The organism is Pseudonocardia aurantiaca (assembly GCF_039526725.1).
Classification (GTDB): Bacteria; Actinomycetota; Actinomycetes; order Mycobacteriales; family Pseudonocardiaceae; genus Pseudonocardia; species Pseudonocardia aurantiaca.
The window spans coordinates 286,147-301,894 of sequence record NZ_BAAAJG010000008.1 but is presented as its reverse complement, the minus strand read 5'-3'; the positions used below and the strand labels follow the sequence as shown (position 1 = coordinate 301,894).

Genomic DNA, 15,748 nt, shown 5'->3' with positions numbered 1-15,748 from the left:
ACGTGGCCGACACCTTCCTCCTGCTGGTCGGGGCCGGTGTCGCGGCCGGGTTCTGCAGCTCGATCGCGGGGCTCGCCTCCCTGTTCTCCTACCCCGCGCTCCTCGCCGCCGGGCTGCCCGCCCTTGCCGCCAACGTCACCAACACGGTCGCGCTGACGTTCAGCTCGGTCGGGGCGGCCGCCAGCTCACGGCCCGAGCTGACCGGGCAGGGACCAGCCGTGCGTAGGTTCGCGCTCCTCAGCCTCGTCGGCGGGGCGGCGGGCGCCGCGCTCCTCCTCGTGACCCCGCCGGGCACCTTCGAGCGGATCGTGCCGTTCCTCGTCGCCGTGGGCTCGGTGGTGCTCCTGCTCCAGCCCTGGACCAAGGCCTCGGTCGCGCGGTGGGGAGCTCCCGGCGAGGCCTCCCGGACCAGCCCCGCCGTCGTCGCCGGGATCCTCGGCGTGTCGGTGTACGGCGGCTACTTCGGGGCCGCGGCGGGTGTGCTCATGCTGGCGCTGCTGCTCATCGGGCTGCCGGTCTCGCTGCTGGAGGGCAACGCCCTCAAGAACGTCCTCCTGGGGCTCGCCAACGCCATGGCCGCGGTCGGCTTCGCGATATTCGGACCCGTCGACTGGGCGGCCGTGTTCCCGCTCGCGGCGGGGGTCCTCCTCGGCGCCTGGACGGGCCCGGCCGTCGCCCGGCGCGTCCCCACCGCCCTGCTGCGTACGGGGATCGCGCTCGCGGGGATGGGACTGGCCGTCGTGCTGGGGATCCGGGCGTACTGACCGGACCGATGAGTAGTGCCGGCGACCGTCGTTGCACGAGGCATGACAATCTCCGATATGGACACCACGGAGCTGGAGCGCACGGTCGCCGCGGCCACCGCCGGTGACGCGACGGCCTTCACGTCGCTCGTCGAGCGCCACCGGCGCGAGCTGCAGGTTCACTGCTACCGGATGCTCGGCTCGTACACCGACGCCGAGGACGTCGTGCAGGAGACGTTCCTGCGGGCCTGGCGGCGGCTCGACACCTTCGACGGCTCGTCGCTGTTCCGCGCCTGGCTCTACAAGATCGCCACCAACGCCTGCCTGGACCAGATCCGGCGCGAGCACCGGCGATTGCGGTCGGTCGGGTCGTTCGCCGAGGTGCCCTGGCTGGAGCCGTTCCCGGACCGGCTGCTCGACCAGGCCTCGCCCGACGACGAGCCGGACGCCGTGGTCGTCGCGCGAGAGACCATCGAGCTCGCGTTCCTCACCACCGTGCAGGTCCTGCCGGCCCGCCAGCGCGCGGTCCTCATCCTGCGTGACGTCCTCGGGTGGACTGCGGCCGAGACGGCCGGGGCGCTGGAGCTCTCGGTGGCCGCTGCCAACAGCGCGCTGCAACGGGCGCGGGCCACCATGCGCGAGCGGCTCCCGGAGCGCCGCGAGGCCTGGACCGCCGCAGAGGCGTCCGAGCAGGAGCGGGCGTTGCTGCAGCGCTACATCGAGGCGAGCAACGCCGCCGACCCGGCGGTGCTCGTGCAGATATTCAGCGAGGACATCCGCGTGACGATGCCGCCGTACCCGATGGTCTTCGACGGGCTCGAGTCGATGCGCGCCCTGTTCGACCGGGCCTTCCGCGACGGCACCCACGGCGATTGGAAGCTCGTCGCCACCGCCGCCAACCGGATGCCGACCGCGGCCAGCTACCACCGCGCGCCGGGTGACACGGAGTTCCGGGCGTTCAAGTTCGACGTGCTGCGGGTGGAGGGGGACCAGATCGTTGAGATCACGACGTTCGGGCCGGCCCTGTTCCCTGAGTTCGGCCTTCCGGAGGTGCTCCCCGCGGGCTGACCAGCCACCGAGCGCCCCGGCCGACCGCCGACACGACAGCCTCCAGCGGTCCGCGGTGCCCCGCCAGCCACAGCAGGACCCCGATCGCCGTCGCGATGAGCACGTGCGTGACCCACAGGGCGACGTCGTCGGTGCCGTTGCCGGGGTAGGCGGCGAGCCCGATGACGTGCAGCGTGTACAGCGTGAGCGGCGCGGCGCCGAGCGCCGCGGGAACGATCACCACGGGCCGGGCCACCTTCGCCAGCACCCGGGGACGGCAGCCGGAGGAGCTTCCGGAGCCGGCGAGGTGGGTAAGCAGCAGCATCGCGCCGATTACGGCAAGCGCCGTGCCGGTCGTGTGAGCGAGGTCGAGCGGCGAGCCCGAATGCGGCGAGTCGACCGCGAGCCACCACCACGTGTCGGTCGGGGTGGTGCCGTAGCGGCGGCGCTCCAGGGCAGGCCCGAGCGCGGCCGCACCACCTCCGGGGCCCAGGAGCTGCGCCGATGCGGCCCAGGCCGCGACGGCGAGCACCGTGCCACCGGCCAGCAGCCCGGCGGCCACATCCGTGCGGCGCAGGTCGAGCCGCCCGACAGCCATGCCGGTGAGCAGGTAGGTGGTCCAGGTGAGCACCGGGTAGTAGCCGGTGAGCCCGAGCGTGACGACCAGCTCGACGGGCTCGGCCAGCGAGCCGAGATCCGCCTGATCGCCCGGCCCCGCAGGCAGCCCGTCCCGAAGCAGATGGCTCAGCACGGGCGTGAGCACACACGCCAGCACGGCACCCGCCGCGAGCACCGGGGAGCGCAGCCGCAGGAGCGGAGCGGCCACGACGAAAAGCAGCCCGTAGTAGGCGAGGATCACCGCCACCGGCGGATCGAGCCCTACCAGCCACAGCCCGAGCAACGCCACCAGCGCGCCGCGCACGAGCAGCGAGGCAGCCGCGGCGAGGTGGGTGCGGCCGTCCGGCGGCGGCTCTGTGCCACCCGACGCGAGCGCCACCCCGACCCCCGCGAGCACCGCGAAGAGCGCCGACGAGCGCCCGTCCGCGAGCAGGCCGGTGAGTGTCTCCCCGCCCCCGCCGCCGCTTCTGGCACTGAGCGGCAGGATGTGCGTGGCGAACATCCCGACCAGCGCGACGGCGCGCGCCGCGTCCACCCCGAGGACCCTGCCGCGGCGCGACGTGAGCCGATCGGGATGGAAGTCCGTGGTCACCGGCCGCGCGTGCCCGCTGTCACCGGCCCGTCCGGGCGCGCCCCGGTGCGGCGCAGCCAGTCCTCCAGCGCTTGCTGGACCGTGCGCAGCGGCGGGCGCCGGCGCGGATCGTTGTCCATCGCCGCGTGCAGCAGCGCAACGTGTGCCGAGCGCTTCGGCAGCTGCGTGAGCGGCGCCCCGGTCGCAGCAGCACGCAGCCCGGACACGGCGTCGGGGTGCCCGCCGCGTGGCGGTTGGCCGGTGAGCGCGTAGGACACGGTGGCCGCGAGCTGCCAGGCGTCCGACGCCGGGGTGGCGCGCTCACCGCAGGCCACCTCGGGGGCGAGGAAATCAGGGGTGCCGAGCACGAAGCCCGCCATGGTCATCGTGGCGTCGCCGGTGCGGCGGGCGATGCCGAAGTCGATCAGGTGGGCGATCCCGCCCTGGTCGACCACAACGTTGCCGGGCTTGACGTCCCGGTGCATCACGCCTTGCGTGTGCGCCGCGTCGAGGGCGCCTGCCAGGCTTGCCCACACCCGGGCCGCCACGATGTCGTCGACCGTGCCCCGCGCCCGCACCAGATCGCCGAGGGAGGAGCCCTCGACGTACTCCATGACGATGACCATGCCCTCCAGCTCCGAGAGCCCCGGGTCGCTCGCCGCGGGCACCAGGTCGTGGATGCGTACGCAGTGGGGGTGGTGGACGGCGGCGAGCGCCCGTGCCTCGCGGCGGATGCGCTCCTCGGTCTCGTGGTCGGGGGCGTGGGCGGCCTTGAGCGCCACTGGGTGACCGAGGCGGGCGTCGTGGGCGAGCCAGACGCGGCCGAACCCGCCGGAGCCGAGCCTGCGGACCAGCCGGAACCGCGGAGCCCCCGGCGAGCCACCCGCGCCGTCGAGGGGCGGAGCAGCGGCGGGTGACATCTGCGGCGGGACGGGGAACGGCGGGACCGACGCCATCAGCGTCGGCCTGGGGCCCACCGGCCCGTGCGGGCCGCGGTCGAGCGGAGCGGACCGGGGAGCCGGGACAACCGGCGGCTCGGGCTGCCGGGCGGCGAACCGCTCCGCGAGCCGGTCGGCGAGGCGCTGGCGCGGCCGCTGCGCCGCGATCGGGCCGGTCGGCGGCCTGCGAACCGGATCCGGCCGGGCGACCCGCGCTGACGCCGTGAGCGAGCGGTGCACGACCTCGCGCGACGGCGCGCCGGCCATCAGCACCAGGAACATCCCGAGGAACGCCCCCGACGCGAAGCCGATCCACAGGTGCCCCATGGTGCCTGCGGGCTGGGCGGCGGTGAGCAGGGCGATGGAGAGCGTCGGCAGCCAGAAGAACCGGGAGGGCCAGCTCGGGCCCCGGCGCAGTGCGATACGGGCCTGCGCCGCCACCAGCATGGCAGCGACCAGCGGGAACCCGGCCAGGGTCACGAGCGCGAAACCGAAGGTCAGCGGGTTGACCGGGCTGAAGGCCGTGGCGACGTCACCCGCGCCAAGGAATTCCGATTGCGGCCCTACGAAGCACACCGCGGAGCCGAGGTCCCTGAGCTGGCGACCAGTCAGCCCCGAGATCTCGTCGGGGAGCACGGCGTTGCGGAAGACCTGCCCGGCGGCGGCGAACGCCAGCAGCGGCAGCAACCCGGCGAAGAGCACACCGGTGCACGCGAGCAGCACGGACTCCCCCGTGCCGTACCGGGAGCCGATGCGCTTGCGCACCAACGCGACGACGAACGCCCCCACCGCCGGCAGAAGTCCGAGCGCCACACCGAACAGGCTGACGGCCCACGCCCAGTCACCTGGGCACACCTCGGACCCCAGCGCAGCTCGCAAGCTCGCGATCAGCCCGGCGACCACCGCGGTCAGCCCCTCCACGCGGTGCTCCCCCTTCTCGACGCGGGGTGCCCAGGCGCGGGAACCCTAGGGGACCACTATGGCACCACCTTCCTCAGCTGACGCTGGAGACGGCGTCCTTCGCCGCGCGCAAATCGGTGATGTCCGCGAACCCGCAGAGAGCGAGGGTGAGGTCCAACTCGGCGAGCACCGACCGCACGGCGTGTCGCACCCCGTCCTGGCCGCCGAGCGCCAGTCCGTAGGCGTAGGGCCTGCCGAGCAGCACGGCGTCGGCGCCGAGGGCGAGCGCCACCGCGGCGTCGGCTCCCGTGCGGACCCCGGAGTCGAACAGCACCGCCGCCCGCCCGTCGACAGCGGCGACGATGCCCGGCAGCGCGTCCAGCGCACCGATCGCGCGGTCCACCTGCCGCCCGCCGTGGTTCGACACGACGATCCCGTCCATCCCGGCGTCGAGCGCCCGTAGGGCGTCGTCGGCGTGCTGCACGCCCTTGAGCACCACGGGCCCGTCCCAGTGCTCGCGGATCAGATCGAGCCGGTCCCAGCGCAGCGCCGTGCCCGTGAACATCGGCACCCAGCGCCCGACGGCGGCCATCAGGTCCTCCTCCGGCGGCGTCGCCAGCCCGGCCCGGAACGCGGGGTCGGAGAACGGGATCGCGGTACCGACGCCGCGCAGGAACGGCAGGTACGCCTGGTCGAGGTCGTAGGGCCGCCAGCCGAGCGTCCAGGTGTCGAGCGTGACGACGAGCACCTGGTGCCCGGCTGCCCTGGCCCGCTGGAGGATGGAGACCGTCACCTCGTCCTCGGTGGGCCAGTAGAGCTGGTACCAGCGCGGGGCGTCCCCGGACGCGGCTGCGGTCTCCTCGATCGTGTGCGACGCCGCGGTCGAGAGCACCATCGGCACCCCGAGCTCTGCGGCCGCGCGCGCCACGGCCAGCTCGCCCTCCGGGTGCAGGATCGACAGCACCCCGATCGGCGCGAGCAGCAGGGGCGCAGGCATCGCGGTGCCGAGCACGGTCGTCGACCAGTCCCGCTGCGTGGTGTCCCGCAGCATCCGCGGCACCAGCCGGTACCGGTCGAACGCCGCGCGGTTGGCCCGCATGGTCGCCCCCGACCCGGCCCCACCAGCGACGTAGCCGAACGGCCCGTCCTCCAGGACGGCGCGGGCCGCCTCCTCGAGCCGGGACGGGTCGGTGGGCAGCTCGGGACGCTGGTCGGCGAGCCCGCGCAGGTAGATCTCAGCACCGTAGGACGAGAACGGGACGGTCATGGACCGCGAACCTACCGGTCGGTACATCACCAGCACAGATCTTCGCGATGCAACCGAACCGGGAGCTCCTACCGTCCTAGGTACATGAACCGTGCCTTGTCGACCGCGCTCCTCGCAGTGGGGACGCTGGCCGCGACCGGCTGCGCCTCAGCACCGGCCACCCCGGCCGTGCCCCCGGAACCGACCGTCACGACCCGCGGCGTCGGCATCGCCACCGGGACACCCGACCTGCTGACCGTCACGCTCGGCGTGCAGACCCGCGACCGCAGCGCCGCGGCGGCCCTCGACGCGAACAACACGCGCGCCGCGGCGGTGATCGATGTGCTGCGCGCGGCCGGCGTGGCCCCGGCGGACCTGCAGACGAGCCAGCTCACCGTCTACCCCACATACGACCAGACCGGCAGCCGGATCTCCGGGTACGAGGTGTCGAACATGGTCACGGCCCGCCTGCGCGACATCACCGCCGCCGGTGCCGTGATCGATCGGGCGGGGGAGGTCGCGGGCGACGCCGTGCGCGTGCAGCAGGTCGGCTTCTCGATCGACGACGACAGCCCGGTGCGCGCGGCCGCGCGGGCCGACGGCGTGCGCCGGGCGATCGCGCAGGCCACGCAGCTGGCCGAGGCCGCAGGGGTCAGGCTCGGGCCGATCCGCTCGATCACGGAACGACCGGCCGAGCAGCCAGGTCCGTTGCCCTACGCCGCCGACGCGCGGGTGGCCGCCCAAGCCGTCCCGATCGAACCCGGCAGCCAGAAGCTGACGGTCGCGGTCGAGGTCGTGCACGAGATCGCCCGATGATCCCTGGAGCGCACCCGGAATGTTCCCCGGCTCACAGCGTTGCCTCGGGCATGGGTCTCAGCTATGGCGATGCGCCCCTCTCCGCGACCGCACCGAAGACCGTCAACTACCGGATCGAGTCGCCGGCCCACAAGCTGCTGGCCCACCCGTTCCCACGCCGCGTCCGGGCGGAGTTCGCCGGGCGCACCATCATCGACACGACCGCCGGTCTGCTGCTCCACGAGACCGCGCTGCCTCCACGGCTCTACGTGCCCGAGACCGACATCGACGCCTCCGCGTTCGTGCCGAGCGACCACAGCACGCACTGCCCGTTCAAGGGCGACGCCACCTACCGCTCGCTCGCGGTCGGGGACCGCGTGGTCGAGAACGCGCTGTGGGCCTACCCGGACCCCAAGCCCGAGGCGCTGTGGCTGGCCGGGTACGCGTCGCTGTACTGGGAGGCCGCCGACGCGTGGTTCGACGAGGACGAGCCGGTCCGCGGCCTCACCGACCCGTTCCACCGCGTGGACGTCCGGCGGTCCAGCCGGCACGTGCAGGTGCTCGCGGGCGACCAGGTCGTCGCCGAGTCCTCAGCCCCGCTCGTGCTCGCCGAGACCGGGCTGCCGCTGCGCTACTACCTCTCCCCCGACGACGTGCGGGTGCCGCTGGAGCCCAGCTCCACCAGCACCTTCTGCCCCTACAAGGGCGACGCGAGCTACTGGAGCCTCCAACTGCCCGACGGCCGCACGCTGACCGACGCCGTGTGGAGCTACCAGGATCCCTACGCCGAGTCGGCCGCCATCGCCGGACGCGTGAGCCTGCTGCACGACGACCTGACGATCCTCGTAGACGGCCGCCAGATCTAGCGGCTCAGTCGTCCTCGACGAGCAGGGCCTCCAGCGCCGGCAGAGCGGCGACCAGGGTGGCGCGCTGCGCGTCGTCGAGGCGGGCGAGGCGGCGCGCGACGAGTGCGGTGCGGTGGCTGCGCACCTCGGCCAGCCGCGCGGCACCCTCCTCCGAGAGCACGATCCGTACGCCGCGGGCGTCGTTCGGGTCGGGGGTGCGGATCACGAGCCCCTGCTCGTCGAGGGCGGTGAGCACCCGGCTCATCGTCGGCGCCGTGACGGCCTCGCGCCTGGCCAGCTCCGAGAGCCGCAACGGCCCGTGCTGCTCCACCGTGGCCAGCGCAGAGAGCTGCAGCGGGGGGATCGACTCGCGCCCGTCGATTCGGATGCGCCGGTGCAGGCGACCGACGACCAGCCGGAGCCGGGCGGCGAGCTCCGTCTGCTCGTCGGTGTGCACGTCCTCGGTGCTGGTCATCGGCACATGGTGCCAGGCTGCGAACGGGCGTTCATTCCGGTCACACCTTCCGCAACCGGATCCCGGTGACGTTGTGCGCGGGGCCCTTTCGCAGCACCAGGCTCGCGCGCCCGCGCGTCGGCTTGATGTTGCGCTCCAGGTTCGGCCCGTTGATCTCGGCCCAGATGCTCTCTGCCCTGGCGATCGCCCCGGCCTCGTCGAGCGCGGCATAGCGGCGGAAGTACGACTCCGGGTCGCGGAACGCCGTTTCCCGCAGCCGCAGGAAGCGTTCGACGTACCAACGGCGGATGTCGACGGTGGCCGCGTCGACGTAGACCGAGAAGTCGATGAAGTCGCTGACGGCCAGCGCCGGGCCGCCCTCCCGCGACGGCTGCGCGGGCTGCAGGACGTTGAGGCCCTCCAGCAGCAGGATGTCCGGGCGGTGCACCGTGAACCGCTCGCCGGGCACGATGTCGTAGGTGAGGTGCGAGTACACCGGCGCGGTCACCTCGGCGCGACCGGCCTTCACCTCGGTGACGAACCGCAGCAGCGCCCGCCGGTCGTAGGACTCAGGGAAGCCCTTGCGGCTCATCAGGCCGCGCTCCGCGAGCTCCGCGTTGGGGTGCAGGAACCCGTCGGTCGTCACGAGCTCGACCCGCGGGTGCTGCGGCCAGCGCGCGAGCAGCAGCCGCAGCAGCCGGGCCGTGGTGGACTTGCCCACCGACACCGACCCCGCGATCCCGATGACGAACGGGGTGCGGGCAGTCGTGCCACCGAGGAACGTGCGGTACGCGCGGTAGAGCCGGCCGCCCTCCTGCACGTGCAACGTCAGCAGCCGCGAGAGCGGGAGGTAGACCTCGCGCACCTCGTCCAGGTCGACCTCGTCGCCGAGGCTCCGCAGGTGCTCCAGTTCCTCCGCCGTGAGCGGCAACGGGGTGTTCTCCCGGAGCTTCGCCCATGACGGGCGGTCGAAGTCCACGAACGGCGACGAGGAGTCCCGCGGCGCAGCAGTGCGACTGCCGGTCATGACCGGAGAACCTAGATCCTCCCAGCATGCGATCGCTCGCATACGTGACCGGCGCGACGTCGCAAACCCGCCCCCGGGGTCGGCGAGACAACCGCCACGCCCGCCGTGCGGGCCGTCCTTGGCGTCACGTCATAGACTTGTGGCTCCGCCTCATGAGGAGCACGCTCGTGCCCGCTGCGTACCCCGCCGAGCCGGGTTGCAGTAGAAGGCCGGGTTCGACCCGGCGCACCGCCCCTAACGGCTGCCGCGACACCCGTTGCGGAGGCCCTCCGTGACCGTCGTCCTGTCGGTGCTCGGGCTGCTCGCTGTCGCCGCGCTGACTCTCGGCACCGCCATCTCAGTGGCCTCGGAGTTCGCGCTCACCGCGCTGGAACGCAGCCAGGTCGACGGCCACGTCGCCGAGTCGGGCGACCGCCGCGCCAGGGCCGTGCAGCGGGCGCACCGCTCGCTGTCGTTCCAGCTCTCCGGGAGCCAGCTGGGCATCACCGTGACCACGCTCGTCACGGGCTACATCGCCGAACCCGCGATCGCGTCGCTGTTCCGGCCCGGGCTCCAGGCGATGGGCCTTCCCGAGGGCGTCGCATCCGGCACCGCGACGGTCCTCGCGCTGCTGCTCGCCACCACACTCTCGATGGTGTTCGGCGAGCTCGTGCCCAAGAACATCGCCATCGCCGACCCCCTGCGCACCGCCCGCGCCGTCGTCTGGCTGCAGAGCGGGTTCGCACACGCATTCCGCTGGCTCATCACCGGGCTGAACGGCACCGCCAACGCCATCGTGCGGCGCCTGGGCGTCGAGCCGGCCGAGGAGCTGCGCTCGGCCCGCTCCCCTCGGGAGCTCAGCTCACTCGTCCGCTCCAGCGCCCAGCACGGCACGCTCGACGTTGGCACGGCAACGCTCCTCCACCGCTCCCTGCGCTTCACCGACCGGGTGGCCGAGGACCTGATGACCCCGCGCGTGCAGGTGGAGTCCCTCGACGCCGACGACACCGTGGCCGACCTGGTCGCGCTTTCCCGCCACAGCGGCTTCTCCCGGTTCCCTGTGCACAACGGCGACCCCGACGCCGTGCTCGGCGTGGTGCACGTCAAGCAGGCATTCGGCGTGCCCGCCGCCAACCGGGCCAACGTGGCCGTCCGCGACCTCATGCAACAGGTGCCCACGGTGCCCGACTCGCTCGACGGCGACGAGCTCCTCACACGGCTGCGCAGCTCGGGCCTGCAGCTCGCCGTCGTCGTCGACGAGTACGGCGGCACCGCCGGCATCGTGACGCTCGAGGATCTGGTCGAGGAGATCGTCGGCGACGTCCGCGACGAGCACGACCGCGCCGAGCAGGCCCAGGTACGGCCACTGGGGCGCGGCAGCTGGCTCGTCTCCGGGCTGCTGCGCGACGACGAGGTCGCCGACGCCACCGGCTTTGAGATCCCACCCGGCGAGTACGAGACGCTCGCCGGGTTCGTCCTCGCCCAGCTAGGACATATCCCCGACGTGGGCGAGGAGGTCGCGGTCCACGGCTGGCAGCTCACCGTGATGCGCCGCGAACGCAACCGGCTGGCGGAGCTCCGGCTCGCCCGCACCGGAGCACCGGAGCGCGAGGAGGCCGGCAGTGGGTAGCGACCTCCTCGCGTTGCTGGCCGCGATCGCGCTGCTGGCCGCCAACGCGTTCTTCGTGGGCGCCGAGTTCGCCCTCATCTCCGCCCGCCGCGACCGGCTCGAGGCGATGGCCGACTCGGGCACCGCGTCCGCCCGCACCGTCCTGCGGGCGGGCGCCGACCTCTCCCGCATGCTCGCGGCGTCGCAGCTCGGCATCACGATCTGCTCGCTCCTGCTCGGGCGCCTCGGCGAGCCCGCCGTCGCGCACCTGCTCGAACGGCCACTGGCATGGGTAGGCCTCCCCGAGGCGGTGCTGCACCCGCTCGCGTTCGCCGTGTCGCTCGCGATCGTGGTCGTGGCGCACATCCTGCTCGGTGAGATGGTGCCGAAGAACATCGCGATCGCCGGTCCCGAGCGGATGGCCCTGTGGCTCGTGCCCCCGTTCCTCGTGTTCACAACGATCGCCCGGCCGCTGATCAATCTCTTCAACGTCATGGCCAACGGCGTGCTGAGGCTGGCCAGAGTCGAGCCGCGCGACGAGCTCGAGGCCGCGTTCACCTCGGGCGAACTGGCCGACCTCATCGCCGAGTCGGGCCGCGAAGGGCTGCTCGACGACGACGAGTCCCGGCGTCTCAGCCGCGCGCTCAGCTCGGCCGAGGCGGCACTGGCGGACGTACTGGTGCCCGCCGACGAGATCGTGACGCTCCCGGCGTCCCCCACGGTCGGCGACGTCGACAAGGCCGTAGCCAACACCGGGTTCTCCCGCTTCCCGGTCCGCGGCGCGGACGGGGGGCTGGCCGGCTACCTGCACGTGAAGGACGTCCTCGACCTCGTCGACGACCCCGAGGCCGCAGTGCCCGCCGAACGGGTGCGCGGCCTGCCCGAGGTGCCGGCCTCGTTCCGGCTGGACGAGGCGCTGGCGGTGCTGCGCCGCTCCGGGGCCCACCTCGGCCGGGCCGTAGGCCCGCGCGGCGAGACGCTCGGGCTGGTGGCCATGGAGGACGTCGTCGAGCACTACGTCGGCGAGGTCCGCGACGCCACCCACGCGCGCGAGCACACCCAACGGCGTTGACCTGAAGGCGACTACAGGTTGCATGCTTGCGGCATGGCTTCCACCTCCACCTTCACGTTCACCGCGGCCGAGCTGGCCTACCTGCGCGGGCAGCGGTTGGCGCGGCTCGGCACGCTCGGCCCGGACGGTGCGCCGCAGGTGCGTCCCGTCAGTTTCATCGTCGACGCCGAGACCGGCACCATCGACATCCCTGGCATGCGCAACCCCGACACGCAGAAGTGGCGGAATGTCGAGCGCGACGGGCGCGTGTCACTCGTCGTCGACGACGTGGTGCCGGAGCCGTGGCAGCCGCGGGCCCTGGAGGTACGGGGGGTCGCCGAGGTGCTCCCCGACGTGCAGCACCAAACGGCCTTCCCCGGCGTCCGGCCCGGGGTGATCCGCATCCACCCGCAGCGAATCATCGTCTTCGGGATCAACGGCCCGGACGCCCCCGGCTCCCGCAACGTCGGAGCCGACCGCGGGTAGCGTTGTGTGCCGTGTCCGCCGCGCCGCTCGTGCTCGACGAGCCCGCATGGCGGGCGCGCGCCGCCGCGCACCGCGCGCGGGTGGAGCGGTGGACGCTGCCGCACCGCGAGCGGCGTCGAAGGGGCGAGCCGCACCCCGTCCTCGACTTCCTCTTCACCTACTACTCGCTGCGGCCGGCCCGGCTGGAGCAGTGGCAGCCCGGGCCGGACGTGCTCCTTCGCGGCGGCGACGAACTCCTTGACGTACCCGGCCACGTGCGCGACGGCGAGAGCGTGCGGCTCGACGTCGGCGCATTGCCCGGCCGGGTCGCCGGCACCGCTGCGTTCGTCCGCGACCTGCTCGTCGCCACGGCCGGGCGGCCCCCGCGGCTGAGCTGCTTCGGGCTGCACGAGTGGGCGATGGTGTACCGCAGCGACGCTCCACGCCACGGCCAGGTGCCCCTGCGGCTCGGGGCGGCCGGGACGGACGCCCTGGTCGAGTCCCTCCCGGTGCACTGCACCCACCACGACGCGTTCCGGTTCTTCACCGAGCCCGCGCGACCGCTCAACGCGCTTCAGCCCGAGCGCGCCCACCAGGTGGCGAACGAGCAGCCGGGCTGCCTGCACGCGACCATGGACCTCTACAAGTGGGCCTACAAGCTCTCCCCCGCCACCCCGGCCGAGCTGCTGGCCGACTGCTTCGAGCTCGCCGTCGACGTGCGCGAGCTGGACATGCAGGCGAGCCCGTACGACCTCGCCGACCTCGGCTACTCCCCCGTTGCCGTCGAGACCGCCGCCGGGCGCGCCGAGTACGCCCGTGCCCAGGCGGAGTTCGCCCGGCGCGCTGCTCCGCTGCGGTCCCGGCTGGTCGAGCTATGCGATCGGATCATCTCCGCCTGATCCCCTGACCGGTTGGCTCGGCTCAGTCGTCGCTGTTTCGGGGTCAATCTTTGATCGACGAGATGAAGGCGTCAATGTTTCATTGACGAAGGAAGGAGCAGCCACGCCGTGGCCCATCGGCTCACGCCCGCCCCCGGGAAAGACCAGGCGGGGGCAGTTCCTTCCAGCCGTGCTCGACCGACCGACGGCATCTATCGGGGTCGTCTCCGGCGCTGGTGAACAGCGCGGTCAGCAGAGCGATGCCGTTGGTGAGCGTCTGGCGCGGCAGTGGGCCGGTGGCGACGAGAGAGGCGAGTCCGTGTCCGATGATCCAGCTCTGTGTGGCCAGTTCCAGCGGGTCGACGTCGGCGCGGAAGCGGCCGGCGCCCTTGGCTCGTTCGACGACGTGAACCAGGCGTTGCAGGGTTTCGTCTGCGGCATCGGAGTCTTCGAGGTCGAAAGTCGCGTCGAACATGACTCGGTACAGGTCCGGGTTGTCCAGCGCGTTGCGCACGTAGGCGGCACCCAGGGCGGCCAGGTCGCGAACCGGGTCCGCGGACGTCGCCACCGTCGCAAGCCTGGCCGCCAGGCGCGTGAAGCCTTCCTGCCGGAGTGCCTTCCACACGCCGTCCATGCCGCCGAAATAGGTGTAGACGGCCATCGTCGACACGCCGGTGCCGGCCACCAGCGAGCGGAGCGTGATGGGCTCGCGGGTTCGGAGCATCTGCCCGGCCCGCTCGATGAGCAGGGTACGGACCGCCGGGTCCTTCGTCCTCGCCATGACGCCACATTACATAGCACTGATATGGTTTAGGGCGGAACGAACCCCCAAGGCTCTAACAACGAGGAGGCGGCATGGCCATCACCCTGGTGAACCCTGACGGATTGCCGAAGCCCGAGGTCTACCGGCAGATGTCGATCGCCAGCGGGTCGAAGCTGGTGTTCCTCGCCGGTCAGGTCGCCCGTGATGCCGACGGGCGCAGAGTCGGCGAAGGCGACTTCGCCGCTCAGGTCGAGCAGTGCTACCTCAACATCGGCACCGCCCTGGCCGAGATCGGTGGCTCGTTCGACGACGTGGCGAAACTGACCATCTACGTCGTCAACTGGGCCCCCGACAAGATGCCCCTGCTGGGGGAAGGGGTCACGCGGGCGGCGGCGAAGCTCGGAGTCGACCCGGTCAAGCCGATCACGCTGTTGGGTGTTGCCGCGCTGGGCGAGCCTGATCTCCTGGTCGAGGTTGAAGCGACAGCGGTCATCGACTGATACGCGAGGCCACGAGGCGGCGACCCCGGCGAAAGCCTCAGGCGGCCGGCCCCTGCGATCATCCGGCCCTGTCCCCCGGCTTCGCGGGGTCGTCGCCCTTTCGTCGACGATCCGTGGCGTCAATGTTTCATTGACATCGAGGCACCTGACACAACTCGACCCGGCGTGTATCAAGCAGTCGATCTCGAGCTTCTCCTTTGCGGGGCGGGTGAGCCGGAGGGGGCTCACCCGCCCCGCAACGAGCCCTGTGACAGGAGGGTCCTGAACAACTCGGCCCTACTGCGAGACGCCCGCTACGGGCGGAGTTGTTGTTGGGCGAGGCTGGCGACTGAGGATTGCCCGGAGTAGGGCAGGAGCACTCACCTGCGATCCGGCCGAGGAGGCACAGCCGCCTATTGCCTACCGGACCTTCGCGTGGGCACGCATCTGTTCGGCCAGCCGCTCGAGTTCGGCCGCCGTCGCAGGTGAGGCGTCGTTGAGTCCGCTGTGTGCGGCCGTCGGGCTCCGCAGGAAGCGCCGTAGCAGGGCCACGAGCAGTCCTTCCGGCAGAGTCTGCAACGCAGCGAACCCGCGAGGGACCGGTGGCGTCGGCATGACGGCCAGGTTCTGCCGCATGAGGTGGAGCATGCCGCGGACCGCGTCCGGATCGTCGGCCAGCGCTACCGGGCCGCCCGCCGCGTGCACCGCCTGCCCGAGTGGCACCTCGAATGCGGCGTGCGTCTTGAGCCAGGCATTCATCTGCGGCTCGGCCTTGGCGTTGATCCCGGCGGTGCGGAACGCCTCCACGATCCGTTCCAGTCGCGGGGTGGTACGGCCGTCGGGTTCGCCGATCGGCACCGCAACCCGGCGGGTAATGAAGTTGGTCGCGCGGTAGCGGACCACGTCGCCGTCCATCGTGCCGGCGGCCGTTGGGAAGCCGAGCAGTACCCGCTCGTGGCCGATCACCGCGCCCAGCGGCTGCGCACCGGCCGCCCAGTTGTGCAGGAACAGCACGTCGCCTTCGAGACCAGCGAGTGACTCCAGCACCGCGTCCACCTGATGGGTGCGGACGAAGACGGCGATCAGGTCGTACCCGCCGGCCGGGTGCTCGACCACCGGCACCGGTACCCGCCTGACGGCCGGGCTGTCTGCCTCGGCGAGCTGCACGCCGTGCCGGCGCAGGACGGCCAGGCGCTCGCCCCGGGCGAGGAGCGAGACGTTGTGCCCCGCGTCATGCATGCGGGCGGAGAACAGGCTGCCGGTAACCCCGGCGCCGTACACGAGCAGTTTCATGACAACCCTTTTTCGCATGTTCATTCACTCATACGTTCGTTTCAAAC

Annotated in this window: 16 protein-coding genes; 9 read left to right on the top strand and 7 right to left on the bottom strand. The window is 72.4% G+C overall.

Annotated elements, in window-relative coordinates; translation table 11 throughout:
• Positions 1–2: 2 nt before the first annotated feature.
• Both ABD143_RS11270 and ABD143_RS11265 read left to right on the top strand, forming a co-directional pair.
• A complete protein-coding gene (locus ABD143_RS11270; RefSeq protein ID WP_343975401.1) occupies positions 3–764 on the top strand; it encodes a sulfite exporter TauE/SafE family protein in 762 nt (253 codons plus the stop codon).
• A 57-nt stretch (positions 765–821) separates the two neighbouring features.
• Complete coding sequence (locus ABD143_RS11265; protein ID WP_343975398.1) at positions 822–1,811, top strand: RNA polymerase subunit sigma-70; 990 nt, start codon at positions 822–824, stop codon at positions 1,809–1,811.
• On the opposite strand, the gene ABD143_RS11260 is transcribed toward ABD143_RS11265, so the two are convergent.
• From ABD143_RS11260 to ABD143_RS11250, 3 genes are all read right to left on the bottom strand, one after another.
• Positions 1,747–3,000 (bottom strand): heparan-alpha-glucosaminide N-acetyltransferase domain-containing protein, encoded by a 1,254-nt coding sequence (locus ABD143_RS11260; protein ID WP_343975395.1) that lies wholly within the window; start codon positions 2,998–3,000, stop codon positions 1,747–1,749. The two genes, ABD143_RS11265 and ABD143_RS11260, sit on opposite strands and share 65 nt — an antisense overlap.
• Positions 2,997–4,838 carry a serine/threonine-protein kinase gene (locus ABD143_RS11255; RefSeq protein ID WP_343975392.1) on the bottom strand — a complete coding sequence of 614 codons (1,842 nt, stop codon included), beginning with the start codon at positions 4,836–4,838 and terminating at the stop codon, positions 2,997–2,999. The genes ABD143_RS11260 and ABD143_RS11255 overlap by 4 nt, the downstream gene beginning before the upstream one ends.
• 73 nt (positions 4,839–4,911) lie before the next feature.
• Complete coding sequence (locus ABD143_RS11250) at positions 4,912–6,084, bottom strand: lactate 2-monooxygenase (RefSeq protein WP_343975389.1); 1,173 nt, start codon at positions 6,082–6,084, stop codon at positions 4,912–4,914.
• An 84-nt stretch (positions 6,085–6,168) separates the two neighbouring features.
• Between ABD143_RS11250 and ABD143_RS11245 the strand changes: the two genes are divergently transcribed.
• Together ABD143_RS11245 and ABD143_RS11240 are read left to right on the top strand one after the other, a co-directional pair.
• The gene (locus ABD143_RS11245) at positions 6,169–6,879 is read left to right on the top strand and encodes an SIMPL domain-containing protein (protein WP_343975386.1); all 711 of its coding nucleotides are present in this window, start codon (positions 6,169–6,171) and stop codon (positions 6,877–6,879) included.
• Between the two features lie 50 nt (positions 6,880–6,929).
• On the top strand, positions 6,930–7,724 hold the full coding sequence (locus tag ABD143_RS11240; RefSeq protein ID WP_343975383.1) for a DUF427 domain-containing protein: 795 nt from the start codon (positions 6,930–6,932) through the stop codon (positions 7,722–7,724).
• Positions 7,725–7,728: 4 nt separating this feature from the next.
• On the opposite strand, the gene ABD143_RS11235 is transcribed toward ABD143_RS11240, so the two are convergent.
• Positions 7,729–8,178: a MarR family winged helix-turn-helix transcriptional regulator gene (locus tag ABD143_RS11235; RefSeq protein WP_343975380.1), complete on the bottom strand. Its 450-nt coding sequence runs from the start codon at positions 8,176–8,178 to the stop codon at positions 7,729–7,731.
• 40 nt (positions 8,179–8,218) lie between these two features.
• Positions 8,219–9,184 carry a type I pantothenate kinase gene (gene coaA / locus ABD143_RS11230; RefSeq protein WP_343975377.1) on the bottom strand — a complete coding sequence of 322 codons (966 nt, stop codon included), beginning with the start codon at positions 9,182–9,184 and terminating at the stop codon, positions 8,219–8,221.
• Positions 9,185–9,455: 271 nt separating this feature from the next.
• Between coaA and ABD143_RS11225 the strand changes: the two genes are divergently transcribed.
• From ABD143_RS11225 to ABD143_RS11210, 4 genes are read left to right on the top strand one after another with little or no spacing between them, the layout of a single operon-like run.
• A complete protein-coding gene (locus ABD143_RS11225) occupies positions 9,456–10,793 on the top strand; it encodes a hemolysin family protein (RefSeq protein WP_343975374.1) in 1,338 nt (445 codons plus the stop codon).
• Positions 10,786–11,844 (top strand): hemolysin family protein, encoded by a 1,059-nt coding sequence (locus tag ABD143_RS11220; protein ID WP_343975371.1) that lies wholly within the window; start codon positions 10,786–10,788, stop codon positions 11,842–11,844. The genes ABD143_RS11225 and ABD143_RS11220 overlap by 8 nt, the downstream gene beginning before the upstream one ends.
• 33 nt (positions 11,845–11,877) lie before the next feature.
• Positions 11,878–12,309: a PPOX class F420-dependent oxidoreductase gene (locus tag ABD143_RS11215; protein WP_343975369.1), complete on the top strand. Its 432-nt coding sequence runs from the start codon at positions 11,878–11,880 to the stop codon at positions 12,307–12,309.
• Positions 12,310–12,320: 11 nt separating this feature from the next.
• Positions 12,321–13,187: a 3-methyladenine DNA glycosylase gene (locus ABD143_RS11210; protein ID WP_343975366.1), complete on the top strand. Its 867-nt coding sequence runs from the start codon at positions 12,321–12,323 to the stop codon at positions 13,185–13,187.
• Between the two features lie 121 nt (positions 13,188–13,308).
• Here the strand turns inward: ABD143_RS11210 and ABD143_RS11205 are convergent, their stop codons facing one another.
• A complete protein-coding gene (locus ABD143_RS11205; protein WP_343975363.1) occupies positions 13,309–13,947 on the bottom strand; it encodes a TetR/AcrR family transcriptional regulator in 639 nt (212 codons plus the stop codon).
• Positions 13,948–14,021: 74 nt separating this feature from the next.
• On the opposite strand from ABD143_RS11205, the gene ABD143_RS11200 reads away from it, so the two are divergent.
• Positions 14,022–14,429: a RidA family protein gene (locus ABD143_RS11200; RefSeq protein WP_343975360.1), complete on the top strand. Its 408-nt coding sequence runs from the start codon at positions 14,022–14,024 to the stop codon at positions 14,427–14,429.
• Positions 14,430–14,828: 399 nt separating this feature from the next.
• On the opposite strand, the gene ABD143_RS11195 is transcribed toward ABD143_RS11200, so the two are convergent.
• The gene (locus ABD143_RS11195) at positions 14,829–15,701 is read right to left on the bottom strand and encodes a ketopantoate reductase family protein (RefSeq protein ID WP_343975357.1); all 873 of its coding nucleotides are present in this window, start codon (positions 15,699–15,701) and stop codon (positions 14,829–14,831) included.
• Positions 15,702–15,748: the final 47 nt, after the last annotated feature.

Coding starts and splice junctions, on each gene's coding strand:
- ABD143_RS11265 (WP_343975398.1), top strand. CDS start 822: ATGGACACCACGGAGCTGGAGCGCACGGTCGCCGCGGCCACCGCCGGT.
- ABD143_RS11250 (WP_343975389.1), bottom strand. CDS start 6,084: ATGACCGTCCCGTTCTCGTCCTACGGTGCTGAGATCTACCTGCGCGGG.
- ABD143_RS11245 (WP_343975386.1), top strand. CDS start 6,169: ATGAACCGTGCCTTGTCGACCGCGCTCCTCGCAGTGGGGACGCTGGCC.
- ABD143_RS11240 (WP_343975383.1), top strand. CDS start 6,930: ATGGGTCTCAGCTATGGCGATGCGCCCCTCTCCGCGACCGCACCGAAG.
- ABD143_RS11235 (WP_343975380.1), bottom strand. CDS start 8,178: ATGACCAGCACCGAGGACGTGCACACCGACGAGCAGACGGAGCTCGCC.
- coaA (WP_343975377.1), bottom strand. CDS start 9,184: ATGACCGGCAGTCGCACTGCTGCGCCGCGGGACTCCTCGTCGCCGTTC.
- ABD143_RS11215 (WP_343975369.1), top strand. CDS start 11,878: ATGGCTTCCACCTCCACCTTCACGTTCACCGCGGCCGAGCTGGCCTAC.
- ABD143_RS11205 (WP_343975363.1), bottom strand. CDS start 13,947: ATGGCGAGGACGAAGGACCCGGCGGTCCGTACCCTGCTCATCGAGCGG.
- ABD143_RS11200 (WP_343975360.1), top strand. CDS start 14,022: ATGGCCATCACCCTGGTGAACCCTGACGGATTGCCGAAGCCCGAGGTC.
- ABD143_RS11195 (WP_343975357.1), bottom strand. CDS start 15,701: ATGAAACTGCTCGTGTACGGCGCCGGGGTTACCGGCAGCCTGTTCTCC.